The organism is Enterobacter cloacae subsp. cloacae ATCC 13047, assembly GCF_000025565.1.
Taxonomy (GTDB): domain Bacteria; phylum Pseudomonadota; class Gammaproteobacteria; order Enterobacterales; family Enterobacteriaceae; genus Enterobacter; species Enterobacter cloacae.
Map to the genome: position 1 here is coordinate 3,825,371 of NC_014121.1, position 22,183 is coordinate 3,847,553.

General features: G+C 56.7%; 20 protein-coding genes. 6 read left to right on the forward strand and 14 right to left on the reverse strand.

All coding sequences use genetic code 11. The features are described from left to right. The first annotated feature begins 20 nt into the window (after nucleotides 1-20). The gene (gene crr / locus ECL_RS18630) at nucleotides 21-530 is read left to right on the forward strand and encodes a PTS glucose transporter subunit IIA (protein WP_003861316.1); all 510 of its coding nucleotides are present in this window, start codon (nucleotides 21-23) and stop codon (nucleotides 528-530) included. 44 nt (nucleotides 531-574) lie between these two features. Here the strand turns inward: crr and pdxK are convergent, their stop codons facing one another. The 10 genes from pdxK to ECL_RS18680 all read right to left on the reverse strand — a co-directional run bounded on the left by pdxK (nucleotide 575) and on the right by ECL_RS18680 (nucleotide 8,917). Further along, entirely contained in the window at nucleotides 575-1,411 is an 837-nt protein-coding gene (gene pdxK, locus ECL_RS18635; protein WP_013098200.1) for a pyridoxine/pyridoxal/pyridoxamine kinase, read from the reverse strand. Nucleotides 1,412-1,416: 5 nt separating this feature from the next. Further along, the gene (gene cysM / locus ECL_RS18640) at nucleotides 1,417-2,328 is read right to left on the reverse strand and encodes a cysteine synthase CysM (protein WP_013098201.1); all 912 of its coding nucleotides are present in this window, start codon (nucleotides 2,326-2,328) and stop codon (nucleotides 1,417-1,419) included. Between the two features lie 118 nt (nucleotides 2,329-2,446). Next, nucleotides 2,447-3,541 carry a sulfate/thiosulfate ABC transporter ATP-binding protein CysA gene (gene cysA, locus ECL_RS18645; RefSeq protein ID WP_013098202.1) on the reverse strand — a complete coding sequence of 365 codons (1,095 nt, stop codon included), beginning with the start codon at nucleotides 3,539-3,541 and terminating at the stop codon, nucleotides 2,447-2,449. Then, a complete protein-coding gene (cysW, locus tag ECL_RS18650) occupies nucleotides 3,531-4,406 on the reverse strand; it encodes a sulfate/thiosulfate ABC transporter permease CysW (protein ID WP_013098203.1) in 876 nt (291 codons plus the stop codon). The genes cysA and cysW overlap by 11 nt, the downstream gene beginning before the upstream one ends. Continuing rightward, nucleotides 4,406-5,239, reverse strand: a complete 834-nt coding sequence (gene cysT, locus ECL_RS18655) for a sulfate/thiosulfate ABC transporter permease CysT (RefSeq protein ID WP_013098204.1) — start codon at nucleotides 5,237-5,239, stop codon at nucleotides 4,406-4,408. The genes cysW and cysT overlap by 1 nt, the downstream gene beginning before the upstream one ends. Beyond that, nucleotides 5,239-6,252 carry a thiosulfate/sulfate ABC transporter substrate-binding protein CysP gene (gene cysP / locus ECL_RS18660; protein ID WP_013098205.1) on the reverse strand — a complete coding sequence of 338 codons (1,014 nt, stop codon included), beginning with the start codon at nucleotides 6,250-6,252 and terminating at the stop codon, nucleotides 5,239-5,241. The genes cysT and cysP overlap by 1 nt, the downstream gene beginning before the upstream one ends. A 172-nt stretch (nucleotides 6,253-6,424) precedes the next feature. Then, nucleotides 6,425-7,324: a Dyp-type peroxidase gene (locus tag ECL_RS18665; protein WP_013098206.1), complete on the reverse strand. Its 900-nt coding sequence runs from the start codon at nucleotides 7,322-7,324 to the stop codon at nucleotides 6,425-6,427. Between the two features lie 92 nt (nucleotides 7,325-7,416). Further along, entirely contained in the window at nucleotides 7,417-7,992 is a 576-nt protein-coding gene (locus ECL_RS18670) for an RpoE-regulated lipoprotein (RefSeq protein WP_013098207.1), read from the reverse strand. A gap of 63 nt (nucleotides 7,993-8,055) precedes the next feature. After that, the gene (locus ECL_RS18675; protein ID WP_013098208.1) at nucleotides 8,056-8,505 is read right to left on the reverse strand and encodes a DUF2919 domain-containing protein; all 450 of its coding nucleotides are present in this window, start codon (nucleotides 8,503-8,505) and stop codon (nucleotides 8,056-8,058) included. Next, a complete protein-coding gene (locus ECL_RS18680) occupies nucleotides 8,492-8,917 on the reverse strand; it encodes a GNAT family acetyltransferase (protein WP_013098209.1) in 426 nt (141 codons plus the stop codon). The genes ECL_RS18675 and ECL_RS18680 overlap by 14 nt, the downstream gene beginning before the upstream one ends. Before the next feature lie 211 nt (nucleotides 8,918-9,128). On the opposite strand from ECL_RS18680, the gene amiA reads away from it, so the two are divergent. Beyond that, on the forward strand, nucleotides 9,129-10,004 hold the full coding sequence (gene amiA, locus ECL_RS18685; protein ID WP_013098210.1) for an N-acetylmuramoyl-L-alanine amidase AmiA: 876 nt from the start codon (nucleotides 9,129-9,131) through the stop codon (nucleotides 10,002-10,004). After that, nucleotides 10,004-10,903: an oxygen-dependent coproporphyrinogen oxidase gene (gene hemF, locus ECL_RS18690; RefSeq protein ID WP_013098211.1), complete on the forward strand. Its 900-nt coding sequence runs from the start codon at nucleotides 10,004-10,006 to the stop codon at nucleotides 10,901-10,903. The genes amiA and hemF overlap by 1 nt, the downstream gene beginning before the upstream one ends. A gap of 79 nt (nucleotides 10,904-10,982) precedes the next feature. On the opposite strand, the gene maeB is transcribed toward hemF, so the two are convergent. Next, a complete protein-coding gene (maeB, locus tag ECL_RS18695) occupies nucleotides 10,983-13,262 on the reverse strand; it encodes an NADP-dependent oxaloacetate-decarboxylating malate dehydrogenase (RefSeq protein ID WP_013098212.1) in 2,280 nt (759 codons plus the stop codon). 246 nt (nucleotides 13,263-13,508) lie between these two features. Between maeB and tal the strand changes: the two genes are divergently transcribed. Both tal and tkt read left to right on the forward strand, forming a co-directional pair. Then, a complete protein-coding gene (tal, locus tag ECL_RS18700; RefSeq protein WP_013098213.1) occupies nucleotides 13,509-14,459 on the forward strand; it encodes a transaldolase in 951 nt (316 codons plus the stop codon). Between the two features lie 19 nt (nucleotides 14,460-14,478). Then, nucleotides 14,479-16,467, forward strand: a complete 1,989-nt coding sequence (gene tkt / locus ECL_RS18705) for a transketolase (RefSeq protein ID WP_013098214.1) — start codon at nucleotides 14,479-14,481, stop codon at nucleotides 16,465-16,467. Nucleotides 16,468-16,482: 15 nt separating this feature from the next. Here tkt and ECL_RS18710 read toward each other — a convergent pair whose 3' ends face one another. From ECL_RS18710 to aegA, 3 genes are all read right to left on the reverse strand, one after another. Then, complete coding sequence (locus ECL_RS18710; RefSeq protein WP_013098215.1) at nucleotides 16,483-17,526, reverse strand: DUF1176 domain-containing protein; 1,044 nt, start codon at nucleotides 17,524-17,526, stop codon at nucleotides 16,483-16,485. A gap of 105 nt (nucleotides 17,527-17,631) precedes the next feature. After that, the gene (gene nudK / locus ECL_RS18715; protein ID WP_013098216.1) at nucleotides 17,632-18,225 is read right to left on the reverse strand and encodes a GDP-mannose pyrophosphatase NudK; all 594 of its coding nucleotides are present in this window, start codon (nucleotides 18,223-18,225) and stop codon (nucleotides 17,632-17,634) included. Nucleotides 18,226-18,292: 67 nt separating this feature from the next. Beyond that, the gene (gene aegA / locus ECL_RS18720; protein WP_013098217.1) at nucleotides 18,293-20,269 is read right to left on the reverse strand and encodes a formate-dependent uric acid utilization protein AegA; all 1,977 of its coding nucleotides are present in this window, start codon (nucleotides 20,267-20,269) and stop codon (nucleotides 18,293-18,295) included. A 152-nt stretch (nucleotides 20,270-20,421) separates the two neighbouring features. Here aegA and narQ point away from each other — a divergent pair, with 152 nt between their 5' ends. Then, nucleotides 20,422-22,110 (forward strand): nitrate/nitrite two-component system sensor histidine kinase NarQ, encoded by a 1,689-nt coding sequence (gene narQ, locus ECL_RS18725; protein ID WP_013098218.1) that lies wholly within the window; start codon nucleotides 20,422-20,424, stop codon nucleotides 22,108-22,110. Nucleotides 22,111-22,183 lie beyond the last annotated feature (73 nt).

Consider the following 22,183-nt stretch of genomic DNA (forward strand, 5'->3'; position numbering starts at 1 on the left):
TTACTGCTTAGGAGAAGATCATGGGTTTGTTCGATAAACTGAAATCTCTGGTTTCTGATGATAAGAAAGACTCCGGAACTATTGAGATTGTTGCTCCGCTCTCCGGCGAGATCGTCAACATCGAAGACGTGCCGGATGTAGTGTTTGCTGAGAAAATCGTTGGTGATGGCATTGCTATCAAACCAACTGGCAACAAAATGGTTGCTCCAGTTGACGGCACCATCGGTAAAATTTTTGAAACCAACCATGCGTTCTCTATCGAATCTGATAGCGGTATCGAACTGTTCGTTCACTTCGGTATCGACACCGTTGAACTGAAAGGCGAAGGCTTCAAACGTATCGCAGAAGAAGGCCAGCGTGTTAAAGTTGGCGACCCGGTGATTGAATTCGATCTGCCACTGCTGGAAGAAAAAGCCAAGTCTACCCTGACGCCGGTTGTTATCTCCAACATGGACGAAATCAAAGAGCTGATCAAACTGTCTGGCAGCGTCACCGTGGGTGAAACCCCGGTTATCCGCATCAAGAAGTAATTCTTGCCGCACAGAAAAATGGCGCCTTCGGGCGCCATTTTTGTTTATGCGGGGAGGATAAGCTCGTCGTAACCTTTCGACTGCGTATAGATCATGACGTCAGTCACCCGATCGCCTGCCATGCGTATGGCGTCAGCAACGGTTTTTCCCCCCACGATACCGCTGACCAGTTCTGAACAGAACAGATCGCCCGTTCCTTTCAGATCCGTCTCGACGCGCGGGTGCGCGCTTACGGTAACGCCCTCTTTACTCACCAGCACGACGTGAATATTCTGCGGGTCGTCGGCCACTGGCGCACTGGTTATCGCCACCCATTTCAGCGTATCGGAAAGCAGCCCCTGCGCGGCGGCGATGGCGCTCTCTGGCGTGCGGCACGGCTTACCGCTTAACACTTCCAGTTCGAATACGTTGGGCGTAATGCCCCGCGCCAGCGGCAGCAGATGCTCACGATACGCCTCAGGAATATCAGGTTTAACGTACATACCGCTGTCGATATCCCCGATCACCGGGTCAACCAGCACCAGCAGCTCCGGGTGTTGCACTTTGATCGTCTTCAGCCACTGCGCCAGCAGAACAATCTGGCTGGCGCTGCCCATGTAGCCCGTAGTGACCGCCTTAAGCTCGCGCAGGATCTCGCGCTCTTCCAGCGCCTTCAGGTAGCCGCTGAACCACTCATCGGGGATCACCCCGCCGTAAAAGGTGTCATAGTGCGGCGTGTTGCTGAACAGCACCGTCGGCACGGCGGTCACGTTAAGCCGGTGGGTACGAATATTGGGTACCGCAATGCTGTTCCCCACGCTGCCGTACACCACCTGCGACTGCACCGCGACAATATCGGCTTGCTGCGCCCGGGTCTTATCCCGGAATAAAATCATCTCCATGACGCTTAAATCCCCGCCCCCTGCGAATAACTCTCTTCGCCAAAGACGCCGGTAGACAGATAACGATCGCCGCGGTCGCAGATAATCGCCACCACCACTGCACCAGGGTTCTCCTGCGCCACACGCATCGCACCTGCTACCGCGCCACCCGAGCTAACCCCGCAGAAGATGCCTTCGCGTACCGCCAGCTCGCGCATGGTATTTTCCGCCTCGCGCTGATGAATATCCAGCACCTGATCCACCAGCTGAGCATTAAAAATGCCCGGCATGTATTCCGCAGGCCAGCGGCGAATACCCGGAATGCTGCTCCCCTCTTCCGGCTGCAGGCCGACAATGGCGACCGGTTTTTCCTGCTCGCGCAGAAAACGCGACACGCCGGTGATGGTGCCGGTGGTGCCCATGCTGGAGACAAAATGGGTGATACGCCCGTCGGTTTGCTGCCAGATTTCCGGGCCAGTGGTTGTGTAGTGGGCGTAGGGATTATCCGGATTATTGAATTGATCCAGCAGTTTGCCTTCACCGCGCTCAGCCATCGCCAGCGCCAGGTCGCGCGCCCCTTCCATCCCCTGCTCTTTGGTCACCAGTATCAGTTCAGCACCGTAAGCCCGCATCGCGGCGCGGCGCTCCTGACTCATGTTGTCCGGCATCAGCAGCTTCATGCGGTAGCCTTTCAGCGCGGCAATCATCGCCAGCGCAATGCCGGTATTCCCGCTGGTGGCCTCAATGAGCACGTCGCCTGGCTTAATTTCACCGCGCTTCTCAGCCTGGACAATCATCGACAGCGCCGCGCGGTCTTTGACTGACCCCGCCGGGTTATTGCCTTCGAGTTTGACCCAGATTTCGCTGCCGTTGTCAGGCCCCATGCGCTGAAGCTTGACCAGTGGAGTGTTGCCGATGGTGTGTTCGAGTGTATTCACGATTTTTACTCAATAAAAAAGCCGGGTGGCGCTTCGCTTACCCGGCCTACAAGACGCAGTTTTAGCTGTAGGCCCGATCAGCGCAGCGCCACCGGGCGATAAACATCCTAATAACCTATCAGGCTGACTCCGCCAGAGCAATATCCTCGCGCGTCTCGATGCGCTGGTTACCGTGATAAATACGGGCATGCTGCAGCCCCACAAACAGGCGTTCACCCCGGTGTGGCGCCTCTTCATCGCGCATTACCACCGTCAGCGGCTCGGTATACCAGCCCAGCGGTTGTACCACCATTTGTGTGTAGTGACCTTTAGGGCTAGCTTCCAGTACCTGCACCGGCAGAGGTGAATCCAGGCTGGTACGACGGCTGACATCCACTTCCCACGGGCGCAGGAACAGATCCACCGGCCCCTGATGGGCAGGCGTGTATCCCAGCGGCCAGCGGTGTGCCCCGACGTGGAATTGTCCGCCGCGTACGGTGCCCTGCAGACGGTTAACTTCGCCCATAAACTCCAGGACAAAACGGGTGGCAGGTTCACGCCAGAGCTGCTCTGGCTCGTCCACCTGCTCGATGTTCCCCTGGCTCATGACCACCACGCGGTCCGCGACTTCCATCGCCTCTTCCTGGTCGTGGGTGACGAAGACGCTGGTGAATTTCAGCTCTTCATGCAGCTGACGCAGCCAGCGGCGCAGCTCTTTACGCACCTGCGCATCCAGCGCGCCAAACGGCTCATCAAGCAGCAGTATTTGTGGCTCCACGGCCAGCGCGCGCGCCAGTGCGACACGCTGTTTCTGGCCGCCCGAAAGCTGCGCCGGGAAACGGTCAGCCAGGTGGGCCAGCTGCACCATTTCCAGCAGTTTGGTCACTTTCGCTTTGATGGTAGCCGCATCCGGGCGTTCGCGACGCGGCAGCACGGTCAGGCCAAACGCAATGTTGTCGAACACCGTCATGTGGCGAAACAGCGCGTAATGCTGGAACACGAAGCCGACTTTACGATCGCGGGCATGCAGGCGGCTCACGTCGGTGCCGTGAAAACGGATATGTCCGCTGGTCTGATGTTCAAGACCGGCGATGATACGCAGCAGCGTGGTTTTACCCGAGCCAGACGGCCCCAGCAGCGCCACCATTTGTCCGGAAGGGATATCCAGCGAGATATCATTCAGCACCTGGGTGCGACCAAAAGACTTCTTAATATTGGCAATCTCAATGCTCATGATTTCCCTCCTGATGCTGACGTTTTTCCTGATTTTCTAAACGCCACTGCACCACACTCTTCAAAAACAGGGTCAAAATAGCCATCAGCGTCAGCAACGCTGCGGCGGTAAAGGAGCCGATGGTGTTGTAGTCCTGCTGCAGCAGTTCAATCTGTAACGGCAGCGACAGGGTTTCACCTCGAATGGAACCGGATACAACCGACACCGCCCCAAACTCACCAATTGCGCGGGCGTTGGTCAGCACCACCCCATAGAGCAGTGCCCAGCGAATATTCGGCAGCGTGACGCGGCGGAACATCTGCCAGCCTGACGCGCCCAGCAGCACAGCCGCTTCGTCTTCGTTGCTCCCCTGGCTTAACATCACCGGTACCAGTTCGCGTACCACAAACGGACAGGTTACAAAGATAGTCACCAGCACCATACCCGGCCAGGCAAACATCACCTGCAGGTTGTGCTCATCCAGCCAGCCACCCAGCGGGCCGTTAGAGCCGTAAAAGAGCAGATAGACCAGACCCGCCACCACCGGTGAGACGGCGAACGGGATATCCAGCAGCGTCAGCAGCATCTGACGCCCCGGGAAGGTAAAGCGCGTCACCAGCCAGGCCAGCAGCGTACCGAATACCAGGTTGACCGGCACGGTGATCAGCGCAATCAGCACCGTCAGCCAGATGGCGTGCAGCATATCCGGGTCCGCCAGGTTTTCCAGCGCGGGCATAATCCCTTTGCTGAACGCCTGCACGAAAATATAGATTGTCGGTACCACGAGGATGAGAGCAGAAACCAGCACGCCCGTACCAATCAAAAACCATTTACCCCAGTTGATGCGGGGCGCATCGTATCGCTTCAATTGAGTTACTTCCGCCATCAGTGACCTACCACACGTCGACCAAAGCGACTTTGCAGAGTGTTGATTGTGTAGAGCAGCAGCAACGATGCGGCAAGAATGACCGAGGCAATGGCGCTCGCTGCCGGGTAATCAAACTCCTGCAAACGGATAAAAATCATCAGCGACGTCACTTCCGTTTTCCACGCAATATTACCGGCGATAAAAATCACCGCACCGAACTCGCCGAGGCTACGGGTAAACGACAGCGCCACTCCCGCCATCAGCGCCGGAGAAAGCTCAGGCAGGACAACTTTACGGAAGCTCTGCCAGCGCGTAGCCCCCAGCGTTTCTGCCGCTTCTTCATATTCCGGGCCTAACTCTTCCAGCACCGGCTGTACGGTACGCACCACGAACGGAATACTGGTAAAGGCCATCGCCACCGCGATACCGAGCCAGGTATAGGTCACTTTGATGTCAAATTTCGCCAGCCACTCGCCGTACAGACCGTTTACAGAGAAAAGTGACGCCAGCGTCAAACCGGCAACGGCCGTCGGCAGTGCAAACGGTAAATCCATTAACGCGTCGAGCAGCGTGCGGCCCGGAAAACGATAGCGGGTTAAAATCCACGCCATCAGCAGGCCAAACACGCCGTTAAAAAGCGAGGCCACAAACGCCGACAGCAGCGTCACTTTATAGGCCGCTACGACCTGTGGGTTGGTGACCACTTCCCAGTACTGGGACCAGCTCATCTGCGCAAGCTGCATCACCAGCGCACTGAGCGGCAACAACAAAATCAGGCAGACGAACAGCAGGCTGGTTCCGAGGCTTAAGGTAAACCCCGGCAGCACGCGTTTAGTCGAGAGGGCAAACATTACTTACGCCCCGCCGCCAGCAATTTGTCTAATTCACCGCCGCTGGCAAAATGCGTTTTCATCACCTCAGGCCAGGAGCCGAAATGATCCTCCACGCGGAACAGCGCGGTCTGGGGGAATTTATCTTTCAGTTTGTTCATCACGTCAGGGTTGTTCACGCGATAGTAGTAATCGGTAATGATGGTCTGCGCCTGTGGGCTGTACAGGTAGTTGAGATAGGCTTTTGCCGCTTTCTCAGTGCCGTTTGCCTGCACGTTTTTATCCACCCACGCCACCGGGAACTCGGCCAGGATGTTGGTTTTCGGGATAACGACTTCAAAGCCCTGCGCTTCATACTGTTTGCGGATGTTGTTCACTTCCGATTCAAAGCTAATCAGCACATCGCCCAGACCGCGTTCTGCGAAAGTCGTGGTTGCTCCGCGACCGCCGGTATCAAACACTTCGACGTTTTTCAGGAACTGGGTCATGAACTGCTCGGTTTTGGCTTTATCGTTACCGTCTGCTTTGTCCGCTGCACCCCACGCCGCCAGATAGGTATAACGCGCATTACCGGAAGTTTTAGGGTTCGGGAAAATCAGCTTTACGTCGGAACGAACCAGATCGCTCCAGTCGTGGATATTCTTCGGATTGCCTTTACGCACCAGGAAGCCCATGGTGGAGTAGAACGGCGAGCTGTTGTTTGGTAAACGGCTCTGCCAGTCGGCCGGGATGAGCTTGCCTTTGTCATGCAGGATCTGCACATCGGTCACCTGGTTATAGGTCACCACGTCCGCTTTCAGCCCCTGGAGGATCGCCAGCGCCTGTTTGGACGAACCGGCGTGAGACTGTTTAATGGTCAGCTTGTCGCCGTTATTGTCTTTCGCCCACTGCTGCTCAAACGGCGGGTTAAGGGCGGCAAACAGCTCGCGGGAGACGTCATATGAACTGTTCAGCAGCTCAGTCGCCTGCGCCTGTGCCACCAGCAGTAAACCTGCCAGTGCCAGGGATCCTTTTTTCAGTACAGTAACGGCCATTGCGCACCCTTATAAATGTGATGACTATCTTATTGTCATAATATTTATAACGAGGTCGAAAGGAGTAACGGTTTTATATACCGTTTGGTGATTTACAAGCAGAAAAGGGAATAAGGGTGCGGCCTGTTGCCCTCACCCCAACCCTCTCCCAAAGGGAGAGGGAGGAAGGGAATTACAGCGCCAGCAGACGCTCAATGGATGGAGCGAAGTAGTAGCCGCCGGTGACCGGTTTGGTGAAGCGCAGCATAGCGTCACGCTTGCCGTCGGTATCGCCGAACATGCTCAGCAGCTGTTGCTCAATATTGTACAGACGCGCGCAGTAGGCGCAGAAATAAAGGCCATGGGTTCCGCTTGCGGTGCCATACGGCAGGCTCTGGCGAACAATCTTCAGCCCTTTACCGTCTTCCTTGAGGTCAACGCGGCTCAGGTGAGAGGTCACCGGGCGTACATCGCCGTCGATCTCTTCGTTGGCCTCTTTGGTACGGCCAATCATCATCTCCTGGTCCTGCACACTCATGCGGTTAAGCTGCTTAAGGTTATGCTCCCAGCGCTGAACAAATACGTAGCTGCCGCCGGCATCCACGCCATCCTTGATGACCGCCACTTCACGGCGCGTCTCTTCACCTGCCGGGTTTTCCGTCCCGTCGACAAAGCCGCTCAGGTCGCGCTCTTCCACCCAGCGGAAACCGTGGACTTCTTCCTGAACGTCAATGCTGTCACCAAACGCCGCTACCGCCGCCTGAGCAACGGAGAAGTTCACGTCGTGGCGCAGAGAGAGAATATGGATCAACACGTCGTACTGGGTTGCCGGTGCCAGGCCTTTGCCGTAAGGGATAAAGTCTTTGAGCTCTTCCGCCCCTTCGCCACCGCTCAGCTGACGCCAGACGTTATTGCCAAAGGCCACCACAGCGCCCAGATGGGCATCCGGGAATTTGGCCTGGAAGGTGGCCAGTTTATCCACAAAGACTTTGCTGGCCGCACGCAGGGCATCCACATCCCCTTTCACATTGGCTTCAATCCAAATCGCCGCGCGGCAATGTTCTGGCAAAATGCCACTCTGAACCTGAGACATCGCTCCTCCTGAAATAAAGATGCCACGACAACGTGGCATTGATGGCGGGTATTATACCCGGATTTCAGCGAGACGGATTGTTCAGGCGCAAATTACTGCTGCCAGATAATTTTGCTCACTTTCCAGTTTTTCAGCGTATCGTCAGACGGCATTAAGCCTTCAGGGCCGCTCCAGGTTCCGGTAAAGAGGTAGCTGATGTGCTGGCTGTCCGGCGCTTTACATTGCACCGCCACGCCATCGTCTGAAGGCGCGCTGGCGCAGTTGCCGAAAGCCTGTTTATAGAGATCGCTAAACGGCGTACCAACCTTTACACCGCTCGCCGTCGGGATGGCATCGTCCAGCACGGCAATACGGTTTACCGTGCCTTTATCGCCGTTAATCACCAGCGCCAGTTTGTCTCCTTTCAGCGCTTCGAAGTAACGCACGATAGTGCCGTTTTCAGTTTTCATGCCGCTGCGCAGACGATAGTCGCTGCTCAGGGCCGCCTGAAGCGCGTCCTGATCCAGCGCCGTCGCGGCGGTAATGTTGCCCACGCCCTGCTCGGTCACTTCCAGCGAAGAGCCAAACCAGTTCCACGGATAAGCGGCCGACCAGTTAATGGAGGAGAGCGTTGAACAGCCGGTTAACGCCAGCGGGAGAGCGCATAAAAGTAAACGCAGCGATTTCATTGAAACGTCCTTACGTGTTAAATCAACGCTTGTTGGAGTGCAGCATCGGCAAAAAGTGCCGCGTTAATCTGACTCATGCGTAAAACAGGCGCGTAAGCGGGGGTTAGTCAGCAGCCACAGCAGCGCCACGATATCGGCCACCACCAGCGCAATGCCGATGCCCGTAAGCGGTTCACCGTACCACCAGAGCACAGGCTGCCAGCAGAGCAGCGCAATCTGGGCCAGGATCAGCAGCCAGCGAAGCGCACGCCAAAGCCGTGGGATCGCCTGTCGTCGGCCGCTGCACAAAAACGTCACCACCGCCGGTACGCCCGGTAACAGGCCGAGCCAAAAGGCGTCGTGATCGGGATAAAAGAGCGTCAGTAATGTATCGCCCTGCCCGCGGGACGCGGCGGCCATGACAAACAGCACCCAGGTGCGGGCCTGCAGCAGCAGTACGCACCAGAATAAGAAAGGCAGCCTGACACGCCCCTGCGTGTCGTAATCTGCCGGGTGGATCTCAATACTCTTCATCTTCGATCAGACGCTTACCTAAGCTCAGCACGTCAGCGTGTTCATAGCCCAGACGTTCATACATGCCCAGCACCACGTCGTTATCTTCGCGCACCATGATCTGAATTTTCGGGCAACCGCGAGCGATCAGTTTTTTCTCAAGACGATTGAGCAGCGCATTGGCAATGCCGCGCCCCCGGTATTCCGGGTGAACGCCCAGATAATAAGCAGAGCCGCGATGGCCGTCGTAACCGCCCATCACCGTGCCCACCACTTCGCCGTTCACTTCCGCCACCAGAAACAGACTGACGTCGTGATTCAGCTTACGCTCAATGTCCATCTCTGGATCGTTCCACGGACGCAGCAAATCGCAGCGCTCCCAAAGGGTGATCACCTCTTCGAAATCTTCCTGGCGAAAAATGCGTATCTCCATGGTATTAACCGCCTTTTCGGGTTTAAAAACAGTGATTATGGCGCGAACAGGGCATTTAGCCAATAACCGGGGAAAATCTCGCCAAAATTTGGCATAATGTCACTTTGTCACGTATTGAAATGAAAAGTAAAACAATTCTCAATAAGGACTGTCGTAACGCTAAACGCGATACGATATAACACCAGGACCGCAATTTTACTATTCAGGCCGCATGAGCACATTCAAACCATTAAAAGCACTCACATCGCGTCGTCAGGTTCTCAAAGCGGGGCTGGCGGCCTTAACGTTAACGGGCATCGCACAGCAGGCTCAGGCAAAAGAAGAGAGCACGCTTAAAACCAGTAACGGACACAGCAAACCCAAAGCCAAAAAACCAGGCGCGAAGCGTCTGGTCATGCTCGACCCGGGTCACGGCGGCATTGATACCGGCGCCATTGGCAAAAACGGGTCAAAAGAAAAACACGTCGTGCTGGCAATTGCAAAAAATGTGCGATCGATTTTACGCAGCAACGGCATTGACGCCCGCCTGACGCGCACGGGCGACACCTTTATTCCGCTGTATGACCGCGTGGAAATTGCCCATAAGCATGGTGCCGATCTCTTTATGTCCATTCACGCGGATGGCTTTACAAACCCTTCCGCCGCGGGCGCGTCGGTGTTTGCCCTCTCCAATCGCGGCGCCAGTAGCGCCATGGCGAAATATCTCTCCGACCGTGAAAACCGTGCGGATGAAGTCGCCGGGAAGAAGGCCACCGATAAAGATCACCTGTTACAGCAGGTGCTGTTCGACCTCGTGCAGACCGATACCATCAAAAACAGTCTGACGCTGGGCTCGCATATCCTCAAACGGATTAAGCCGGTGCACCGTCTGCACAGCAAGAGCACGGAGCAGGCAGCGTTTGTGGTGCTGAAATCACCGTCGATTCCGTCCGTGCTGGTGGAGACCTCTTTCATTACTAACCCGGAAGAAGAGCGTCTGCTTGGTACTGCGGCGTTTCGTCAGAAAATCGCCAATGCCATCGCCTCCGGCATCATCAGTTACTTTAACTGGTTCGATAATCAAAAAGCGCACTCTAGGAAACGTTAATGAAACCGAATGCAAAGCGGGTAAAAACCTTCCTGCTGCAGTTGCAGGATGAGATTTGCCAGAAACTGGCCGCTGCAGACGGCGGTAATTTTCAGGAAGATAACTGGCAGCGCGAGGCCGGCGGCGGCGGGCGTAGCCGCGTGTTGCGAAACGGCGGTATCTTTGAACAGGCAGGCGTCAATTTTTCCCACGTTTACGGGGAAGCCATGCCCGCTTCTGCAACGGCGCATCGTCCTGAACTGGCGGGCCGCAGCTTCCAGGCGATGGGCGTTTCGCTGGTGGTACACCCGCACAACCCGTTTGTGCCAACCAGCCACGCCAACGTGCGTTTTTTCATTGCGGAAAAACCGGGGGCCGATCCGGTCTGGTGGTTTGGGGGCGGTTTCGACATGACCCCCTACTACGGCTTTGAAGAGGATGCCGTGCACTGGCATACGACCGCACGCGATCTCTGCCTGCCGTTTGGCGAAGACGTTTACCCGAAATACAAAAAGTGGTGCGACGACTACTTTTACCTCAAACACCGCGACGAACAGCGCGGCATTGGCGGGCTGTTTTTTGACGATCTGAACACGCCTGATTTTGATACCGCGTTCAGCTTTATGCGTGCGGTGGGCGAAGGCTATACCGACGCTTATCTGCCCATTGTTGAACGGCGTAAAAACAGCGACTACGGCGTGCGCGAACGCGAGTTCCAGCTTTACCGTCGCGGGCGCTACGTGGAGTTTAACCTGGTGTGGGATCGCGGGACGCTGTTTGGCCTGCAAACCGGCGGGCGTACGGAGTCGATTCTGATGTCAATGCCACCGCTGGTGCGCTGGGAGTACTGCTACGAGCCAAAAGAAGGCAGCCCGGAGGCTGCCCTGAGTGAGTTTATTAAGGTTCGGGACTGGGTTTAACTGCCGGATGGCGCTGCGCTTATCCGTCCTGGTCAACCCGTAGGTCGGGTAAGCGAACGCGCCACCCGACACCACGCGCTTACAGCGGCTGCGTCTGCGCCTCAACTACCGCCAGCGCCACCATATTCACGATACGGCGTACAGAGGCAATCGGCGTTAACACATGCACCGGTTTTGCCACACCCATCAGCACCGGCCCCACGGTCACCCCTTCAGAGCTCGAGACGCGCAGCAGGTTGTAGCTGATACGCGCCGCTTCCACGTTTGGCATAATCAGGATATTCGCTGAGCCTTTCAGCGGGCTGTCTGGCATACGTTCATTGCGGATGCTCTCCACCAGCGCGGCGTCGCCGTGCATCTCACCGTCAATCATCAGCTCCGGTGCGCGCTCGCGAACCAGCTCCAGCGTCTGTCGCATTTTGCAGGCCGCCGCAGATTTAGAGGAGCCGAAGTTAGAGTGCGACAGCAGCGCCACCTTCGGTTCGATACCAAAGCGACGCACGGTTTCAGCCGCCATCACGGTGATCTCCGCCAGCTCGTCCGGGGTTGGATCGTCGTTGACGTAGGTATCGGCGATAAAGGTGTTACCGCTTGGCAGCAGCAGCGCGTTCATCGCACCGGCCGTGTGCACCCCGTCGCGATAGCCGAAGATCTCCTGCACCACGCTGAAGTGCTCGTGGTAATCACCGATGGTGCCGCAGATTAGCGCATCCGCCTCGCCGCGATGAACCATGATTGCGCCAATCACCGTGGTGTTGCTGATCACCGCCCGCTGCGCCTGCTCCTGAGTGATCCCGCGACGTTTCATGATCGCGTAGTATTCGCTCCAGTACTCTTTAAAGCGCGGGTCGGATTCATTGTTGACGATCTCAAAATCAACACCCGGTTTGATCTGCAGGCCCAGCTTCTGGATACGCATCTCTATAACGCTCGGGCGGCCAATCAGGATCGGCTTCGCCAGCCCTAAGGTGATCAGCTCCTGCGTGGCATGGAGCACGCGCGCCTCTTCCCCTTCCGCCAGCACCACCCGCTTCGCGTCGGCACGAGCCTGAGAGAAAATCGGCTTCATAAACAGGTTAGTTTTGTAAACAAACTCGGTGAGCTTATCCACGTAAGCATCGAAATCGGTTATCGGGCGCGTCGCCACGCCGGAGTCCATCGCCGCTTTCGCAACCGCTGGCGCGATTTTGACAATCAGACGCGGGTCGAACGGTTTTGGAATGATGTAGTCCGGGCCAAAGCTCAGATCCTGATCGCCATAGGCTGAAGCAACCACTTCGCTCTGCTCGGCGTGTGCCAGCTCCGCAATGGCGTGCACCGCCGCGAGCTTCATCTCTTCGTTAATGGCCGTCGCGCCTACGTCCAGCGCCCCACGGAAGATGAACGGGAAGCAGAGCACGTTGTTCACCTGGTTCGGGTAGTCGGAGCGACCGGTACAGATGATGGCATCTTCACGCACCGCTTTCGCCAGCGGCGGCAGGATTTCCGGCTCGGGGTTCGCCAGCGCCAGAATCATTGGCGCACGCGCCATCTTCTTCACCATCTCCTGGGTCAGCACTTTCGGGCCTGAACAGCCCAGGAAGATATCCGCGCCGTCAATGACATCCTCAAGCGTACGCTTGCCGTCGTCGTCCACCGCGTAGGCTGCTTTGGTTTCCGCCATGTTCGGTTCGCGGTCTTTGTAGATCACGCCTTTGGAGTCGCAGACCACAATGTTGTGTTTCTGCATCCCGAGCGCCACCAGCAGGTTCATACAGGCAATGGCCGCCGCACCCGCGCCGGAAACTACCATGCGCACGTCAGAGAGATTTTTCTCCACCACGCGCAGGCCGTTAAGAATGGCGGCGGTGCTGATAATCGCCGTCCCGTGCTGGTCATCATGGAACACGGGAATGTTCATACGTTCACGCAGTTTCTGCTCAATGTAGAAACATTCCGGCGCTTTGATGTCTTCGAGGTTAATACCGCCAAAGGTCGGCTCCAGCGCCGCCACGACGTTGATGAATTTATCGGGATCGTGTTCGTCCACTTCGATATCAAACACGTCGATACCGGCGAATTTCTTGAACAGAACGCCCTTCCCTTCCATCACAGGCTTACCGGCCAGCGCACCAATGTTGCCCAGGCCCAGCACCGCCGTACCGTTAGAGATCACAGCGACCAGGTTGCCGCGCGCGGTATATTTGTAAGCGGCCAGCGGATCTTTTTCAATTTCGAGACACGGTGCCGCCACGCCCGGCGAGTAGGCCAGCGCCAGGTCGCGCTGGGTTGCCAGCGGTTTTGTCGGGGAGACCTGAATTTTACCCGGGACAGGAAACTCGTGAAAATCGAGGGCACTCTGTTTTAACTGATCGTCCATCTTGTTATTCCTTTTACGTATCGGTCAGATAGTATCGCCGCAGGCTGCGGCATAAACTTTGAAGGCTGCCAAACTCTCACCATCACACATTAAAAATTGTTATCAATTTATAACAGCCATGTTACCCGTCTCAAAAGCAATGCCTCCCCCGTCTGCTATGCTTTTTTGTTAAGTCCATCATGATTTTTCCAGAAGTGTGAACTAACGCACTCGTCTAACGCTTTTATTTTCAAGGAGTCATGACTTATGAACCAACTTGACGGCATCAAACAATTCACTACCGTGGTTGCAGACAGCGGCGATATCGAGTCGATTCGGCACTACCAGCCTGAAGACGCAACCACCAACCCGTCGCTGCTGCTCAAAGCGGCAGGGCTTTCCCATTTTAGTCATCTGATTGATGACGCCATTGCCTATGGCAAACAGCGCGGCAAAACCCAGGAACAACAGGTTGCCGAAGCCAGTGACAAGCTGGCGGTTAATTTCGGTGCGGAAATTCTGAAAAGCATCCCGGGGCGCGTCTCCACCGAAGTCGACGCCCGCCTCTCCTTCGATAAAGAGAAGAGCATCAATAAAGCCCGCCGCCTCGTCGAACTCTACCAGGAGCAGGGGATCGACAAATCACGCATTCTGATTAAGCTCGCCTCCACCTGGGAAGGCATCCGCGCGGCGGAAGTGCTGGAAAAAGAGGGGATCCACTGCAACCTGACGCTGCTGTTCTCGTTTGCGCAGGCGCGCGCCTGTGCCGAAGCGGGCGTATTCCTGATCTCACCGTTCGTCGGGCGCATCTACGACTGGTATCAGGCAAAACAGCCGATGGATCCGTACGTGGTAGAAGAAGACCCGGGCGTGAAGTCGGTACGTAATATCTACGACTATTACAAGCAGCACCGCTACGAGACCATCGTAATGGGGGCCAGCTTCCGCCGCACCGAGCAGATCCTGGCGCTGGCAGGGTGTGACCGTCTGACCATCTCCCCTGACCTGCTGAAAAAGCTGCAGGACAAAGAAGAGACGGTGATCCGTAAACTGGTACCGACCTCCACCGTACTGCCCAAACCGAAAGCCATGACCGAAGCGGAATTCCGCTGGGAGCACAATCAGGACCCAATGGCCGTGGAAAAACTGGCGGACGGCATCCGCCAGTTCGCCGTCGACCAGCGCAAACTTGAAGATCTTCTCGCCGCCAAACTTTAACCTTGCCACGGAGTGAACTATGTCCCGTAAAGAGTTAGCCAATGCCATTCGCGCCCTCAGCATGGATGCCGTGCAAAAAGCCAATTCCGGCCACCCTGGCGCACCAATGGGCATGGCAGATATTGCCGAAGTGTTGTGGAATGATTTCCTGAAGCACAACCCTAACGACCCCACCTGGTACGATCGCGACCGTTTTATTCTCTCTAACGGCCACGCGTCGATGCTGCTCTACAGCCTGCTGCATTTGTCCGGCTACGATCTGCCGCTCGAAGAGTTGAAAAACTTCCGCCAGCTGCATTCGAAAACCCCCGGCCACCCGGAGATTGGCTATACGCCAGGGGTGGAAACCACCACCGGGCCGCTGGGACAGGGTTTAGCCAACGCCGTTGGGCTGGCCATCGCGGAACGCACGCTGGGTGCGCAGTTTAACCAGCCGGGGCATGACATCGTCGATCACTACACTTACGTCTTTATGGGTGACGGCTGTCTGATGGAGGGGATCTCCCATGAGGTCTGTTCGCTCGCGGGCACGCTGGGGCTGGGCAAGCTGATTGGCTTCTATGACCACAACGGCATCTCCATAGACGGGGAAACCGAGGGCTGGTTTACCGACGACACGGCAAAACGGTTTGAAGCCTACCACTGGCATGTGGTGCATGAAATTGACGGCCACGATCCCGAGGCGGTGAAAAAAGCAATTCAGGAAGCGCAAAGCGTGAAGGACAAACCGTCGCTGATTATCTGCCGCACGGTTATCGGCTTTGGTTCGCCGAACAAAGCAGGTAAAGAAGAGGCGCACGGTGCGGCGCTGGGTGATGAGGAAGTGGCGCTGACCCGGCAGAAACTGGGATGGAAATATCCGCCGTTCGAAATTCCGAAAGAGATTTACCGCGCATGGGATGCCCGTGAAGAGGGTGAAAAGGCCCAGCACGCCTGGAACGAGAAATTTGCCGCCTACAAAAAGGCCTACCCGGAGCTGGCGGCCGAATTCACCCGCCGCATGAGCGGAGGTCTACCGGAGGACTGGGAAGAGAAAACGCAGGCGCTGATTGAAAACCTGCAATCTAACCCGGCCAAAATCGCCACCCGTAAGGCATCGCAAAACACCCTGAATGCGATTGGCCCAATCCTGCCTGAACTGCTGGGCGGTTCGGCGGATCTGGCCCCCAGCAACCTGACCATCTGGTCTGGCTCGACATCGCTGAAAGAGGATATCGCCGGAAACTATATTCACTATGGCGTACGCGAGTTCGGCATGACCGCCATTGCCAACGGTATCGCTCATCACGGGGGATTTGTCCCCTACACCGCCACCTTCCTGATGTTTGTGGAATACGCCCGTAACGCCGCGCGCATGGCGGCCCTGATGAAAGCGCGGCAGATTATGGTTTACACCCATGACTCCATCGGGCTTGGGGAAGACGGGCCAACCCACCAGGCCGTTGAACAGCTGGCGAGCCTGCGCCTGACGCCAAACTTCAGCACCTGGCGTCCGTGCGATCAGGTCGAGGCCGCGGTGGGCTGGAAGCTGGCAGTAGAGCGCCATAATGGACCGACGGCGCTGATCCTGTCACGTCAGAACCTGGCGCAGATTGAACGCACGCCGGAGCAGGTGAAAGACATTGCCCGCGGCGGTTACATTCTGAAGGACAGCGGCGGCAAGCCGGATGTGATCCTGATTGCCACCGGTTCCGAGGTGGAGATTACCGTCAAAGCGGCGGAGAAGCTGACTGCCGAAGGTCACGCGGTGCGCGTGGTTTCCCTGCCTTCAACCGACATCTTTGACGCACAGGATGAGGCATATCGTGAATCGGTCCTGCCATCCAGCGTGACGGCCCGCGTGGCGGTTGAGGCTGGCATTGCCGACTACTGGTACAAATATGTCGGGCTGAAAGGGGCCATTGTCGGCATGCGGGGATACGGTGAATCGGCGCCGGCCGACAAGCTGTTCCCGTATTTCGGTTTTACCGTTGAGAACGTCGTTGAGAAGGCGTTAAGCGTGCTTTAGCGCCACCCGGCAAAACTAGCGTGTGATCCACAACGTGGGCCAGGCATCTGGCCCATTCCAGTTATCGCAGCTGGGCTCCTCGGCATAACGCACCAGACGGAAGCGCTGGCCGTCAAAGCGCCAGCGCGTCTGGATACCGCAGTCGGCAATCCCCCGCCCTAACGCCAGGGTGGTCAACTCACGCGTTTTCTCATCAAAGCGAGCGTTCATTAACTCCATTTCACTGCTGCCGCTGGACGGCGTAAACGGCAGACGCAGCCTGACGCTACGGGAAGAAAACGGTTTTTTACGTGATACCAGCCAGGCCAGATCGACGGTGTTATAGGCCCCCGCTTCGCAACTGACCATCAGCAGCGCTTTGTCATCGGTAAGCGCAGTGACGCGCACTTCCCGACGGTTGGGGTCGAGCGAGCACTGGCTGTTATTCATCCGCCAGGTACCATAATCCAGCAGATCGTTCAGTTCGCTGTGGGAGAGCGGTGTCGGGGTGGGATTCACAACCGCCACCTTTTTCAGGGCCGGTGCGGGCGGCACGCTTAACGGCGGATCGTCACCTTTTTTAATCCAGGCGGTTTCACTGCCGACGCGCTTTTGCTGCGCATCGATAAACAACAGCGCCGCTTTCAGGCCACTGAGGGAGATCGCCTGCTTGCCATCACGCAGGGTTAGCGCTTTCCCTTCCTGGATATGCTTAAGAAATGCAGTGATGGTCGCAGCATCGTCCGTTTTCAGATGCCAGGGCGTTAACTGCCAGTGCTGGCGCTCCAGCGTCACGGGCACCCCATCCAGCAGCAGGCGCGGCGCAATTGCAGGCTCTTTGACAGACGGGTCTGAAAGACCGCCGAGATCGATACGTAACGAGGCATCGGTTTTCGCGCCAGCGCTGCGGCTAAGCGTCATCACCAGACCACGGTGTTCACCGGTGTTGCGTGCCAGGCAAAAATTCTGGTTATTGCAGGTCACCTGCCAGTCTGAGAATGATTGCTGTGCAGGCGCAGCCCACACACGAGGCGCGGGGAGCACACAAATCAGGAAAAAAATAATAACGCAGTAGCGCATGAATGGCACAATCCCGGAACGAAAACGCTTAACTGGGCAGTATCTTCGTGTTCCCGCCGGGGTTGCTCAATCGGATTTATCGGATAGATTTATCCGAAAAACAAACTACATCCGTTCGAAAGAGGGATCCATCAGCCCGGTTGTTTGTAAATACTGCAGTAATATTACAGCCTTACCATCTTTAATTTCCCCGGTACGGATCATCTCCAGCGCCTGGACAAACGGTATCTCCAGCACCTCGATATCTTCATCTTCCACGCCACCGCCCTGATGGATACGATGCGCATCGCTGTATTCGGCAATAAAGAAATGGACGATTTCCGTCACGCCGCCGGGTGACATAAACAGTTCGAAAACTTTTTTAACCTCACCCACTTCAAAGCCCGTCTCCTCGATGGCTTCTTTGCGGATACATACTTCCGGCTCATCGTCATCCAGCAGACCAGCGCAGGTTTCAATCAGCCGTCCGTCCGGATTGCCATTGACCCACGTCGCCACCCTGAACTGGCGGATCAGCACCACGCTCTGCTTTTCACGGTTATAAAGCAGAATGGTTGCCCCATTGCCGCGGTCGTAAACCTCACGTTTGTGGCGGATCACGTCCCCGTTATTACGCGTTAAATCATAGGTGATGTTACGCAGGACAAAGTAATTATCAGAAAGGATTTTGTCTTTGATAACGTCAATTTTCAGGGTCATACGGGCTCCACAACACAATGAGTCTGCCTATATTACGCCGTGAACCCCGCTTTGTCGCCCACCCGATTTAATGCGTTTTTAACGCGCTGACGCCCAGCCAGTCGAGGATACCCTGCGCGGCATGTCGCCCTTCCGCCATGGCGGTGACAACTAAATCTGCGCCGCGTACGGCGTCACCGCCTGCGAAAATTTGCGGGTTAGAGGTCTGATAGCGATAGCGGCTCTCCACCGAGGCGATAATTCGTCCCCAGCTATCCGTCTCCACGCCCTGCGCCTGCAGCCACAGCATCTCGTGTGGATTGAAACCAAATGCCATGATCACCGCATCCGCAGGCATCACAAATTCGCTCCCCGCTATCGGTACCGGCCGACGACGGCCCTGAGCATCCGGTTCGCCGAGTTCGGTACGCAGCATGCGAATGCCGTTGACCTGTCCGTCAGGTGCCAGAGTTAACTCCACGGGCTGAACGTTAAACTCAAACGCGGCGCCCTCTTCCTTCGCATTCTTCACCTCTTTTTTCGAGCCCGGCATATTGGCTTCATCCCGGCGGTAGGCACAGGTTACCTTTGCCGCACCGTGACGTAACGCGGTGCGGACACAGTCCATGGCGGTATCGCCCCCGCCGAGCACCACCACGTTCAGCCCCCGGGTATCGATAAATGGCTCTTTGGTTGTTGCCTCAAGCCCCATCACGTGGCGGGTGTTTGCCACCAGGAAAGGTAACGCGTCATAGACGCCGGGCGCATCTTCATGCGCGATACCCGCTTTCATGGAACGATAGGTTCCCACACCAATAAACAGTGCATCGTATTCGCGTTGCAGCTGTGACATCGGCACATCCTGTCCGACGTCGCAGTTCAGAACGAACTGGATCCCCATGGCCGTGAATATCTCCCTGCGCCGTGCGAGCAGCGATTTATCGAGCTTAAAGGCCGGGATACCAAACGTCAGCAAGCCGCCAATCTCCGGGTGCCGGTCATAGACCGTGACGCTGACACCGCTGCGCGCCAGCACGTCGGCACAGGCAAGCCCCGCAGGCCCCGCGCCAATCACCGCCACACGTTTATCAACCGGTGTCACGCCGCTCAGATCCGGCTTCCAGCCCATCGCCAGCGCCTGGTCAGAGATATAGCGCTCGATGTTGCCAATGGTCACCGCGCCTGAGATATCACGCACGGTACAGGCGCCTTCACATAATCGGTCCTGCGGGCAGACGCGGCCGGTAATTTCAGGTAAACAGTTGGTCTGGTGTGAAAGCTCAACCGCCCCGGCGATATCCCCCGCTTTAACGCGTTCAATCCACTGGGGGATATGGTTGTGCAGCGGACAGGTCCATTCACAAATGCTGTGTTCGCCGCACTTCAGGCAGCGCGATGCCTCACGCGCGGCCTGCTCTGCCCGAAACGGCAGGTAGATCTCCTGAAAATGGCTGACGCGTGCATTCGCGGCGAGTTTATCCGGCTCCCCGCGTCGCGGTGTGTTTCTCATCTGCTCAAAGCGGGTGTGCGGCAGTTCTGGCCTTACCGCCTCGCCGTGCCAGGGCTGCGCCTCCTGACGGGCGGTGCGCTGGCGGCGGGTTTTCGCCAGGTGATTCAGCACGGCGGGCGTCGCCAGGGTAAGCACCTGTGCCGGACAATTTTCGATGCAGGCCGGGCCCTGTGGGCGCGTGTGGCAAAGATCGCATTTATGCGCCGAGGCTTTTACGTTGTCCTTGTCGAGAGGCGTAATAACGATCTCCATCGTGCCGAACGGACAGGCAACCACGCAGGCTTTACAGCCAATGCATTTTTGTTGATTCACCTGTACGCTGTCATCGCATTTGCTGATGGCCCCGTTAGGGCAACTCTGCGCGCAGGGCGCATTCTCGCAATGGTGGCAGATTACAGGCGTGCTCTTCGCGCCAGATTTCAGGACAGTGATGCGGGGATGAAAATGGCGTTCGCTCAGCACGTGTTGTTCATCGTTGTGCGCCATCACGCAGGCCACTTCGCAGGCACGGCACCCTATACACTGCTGGCTGTTGGCCATAATAAAACGATTCATAACGACACCTGTTTTTGGTTCAATAACCTTATTCTTTATAGGAATATTGTATTTACCCACGGCGGCGCTATCAGGCAATGTACAAATGCCCAGGAAGCCGAACTATCTCCAGTGAACCTGTGGCAGATCAATTTTTTTCAGGAAGCTGTTCTGTGACCGTTAAACGACCCGTTTCCGGAAGCCTGGCCCGGGCTTTCATTTCCATTATCGTGCTGTCCGTTCTGACCAGCACCGTCGCACTGTTCACGCTTGCCAGCAGCCAGCGGGATGCAGCAGCCATCAATATTGCCGGTTCCCTGCGAATGCAGAGCTACCGTCTGGGCTATGAGATGCAACGCAACAGCGACGCCCTGGCGGCGCATCGCGAGAGCTGGCAGCAGACGCTGAGCGCCCCTGCGCTACAGAAGCTGAGCCGCTGGTACGTGCCGGACGATGTTAAGGCGCGCTATCAGCAGCTGCATCTGGCATGGCAGGAGATGGACAACCACATCGCTCGCGGCGATATCGGGTGGTATCAGGCCCACATTGAAGACTTTGTCGGCCGGATTGACGCCTTTGTGCTCGCCCTTCAGCACTACACCGAACATAAAATCCGGGCGGTGATTCTGATCTCCCTGGCGGGCGGGATGGGCATCCTTATCCTGACGATCTTTACCCTGCGACGCATCCGCCGCCAGGTGGTGTTACCGCTGAATAATCTGGTGGCGGCCAGCGAGCGCATTGAGCGGGGGCAATTCGATACGCCTGCACCGGATACCGCGCTGCCAAACGAGCTGGGCCAACTTTCCCGGGCGTTCAACCACATGTCTGCCGAGCTGCATACGCTGTATCGCTCGCTTGAACACTCCGTAGCGGAAAAGACGCAGCATCTGAATGAGGCGCATCAGCAGCTCGAGATGCTGTTTAAATGCTCTCAGGCACTGAATACCGGCCAGATAGACAGCCACTGTTTCCGGCATATTTTGCAGATAGTGCATGAGTACACGCAGATGAACTACCTGGAGTTGCGCACCAGCGACGACTGGCGGCTCAGTGAGGGTATCGAATCAACCGGGAGCCCTGTCCAAACGCTGCCCGTGCTGATGCAGGATACCCTGTACGGGGAATTACGCTGGCAAAGCGAGACGGGCCACGTTCCTCTGCCGCTGATGGAAAGCGTGGCGACAATGCTCGGACGCGGACTGTATTTCAACCAGGCGCAAAAGCACTACCAGCAGTTGCTGCTGATGGAAGAACGCGCGACGATCGCCCGCGAGCTGCACGATTCCCTGGCGCAGGTACTGTCGTATTTACGTATTCAGCTGGCGCTACTGAAACGCGCTATCCCGCAGGAAAATGCCCCGGCGCAGACCATTATCACCGACTTTTCCCGCGAGCTTAACAACGCCTGGCATCAATTGCGGGAACTGCTTACCACCTTCCGCCTGACGCTTAACCACGCCAATCTGCCCGCGGCCCTACAGGAGTCACTGGACGGGTTACAGAGCCAGACGCAGGCAAAGCTGCACCTCGACTGCCGCCTCTCCTCGCTGGCGCTGGATGCCCAGAAACAGGTGCATTTGCTGCAGATCGTGCGTGAAGCGGTGTTGAATGCGATGAAGCACGCCCAGGCCAGCGAGATAACCGTCAGCTGCGTGACGTCTGCTGACGGCACCCACAGCGTCAGCATTCGCGATAACGGTATCGGGATTGGCGAAGCCAGCGAGCCGCCGGGACATTACGGGCTGAATATTATGCGCGAACGGGCGGCGAGACTTGGCGGAACGCTGCACTTTTCCCAGCCGCAAAACGGGGGGACGCTGGTGAGCGTGATCTTCCCGACAAACGGGGCCGGGAGGTAAATAACGGTAAAAGGTGAAGCGCAGAGAAAAGCGCATGATAATTTACACTATCTCCTTTATTTCTCCACGTTTG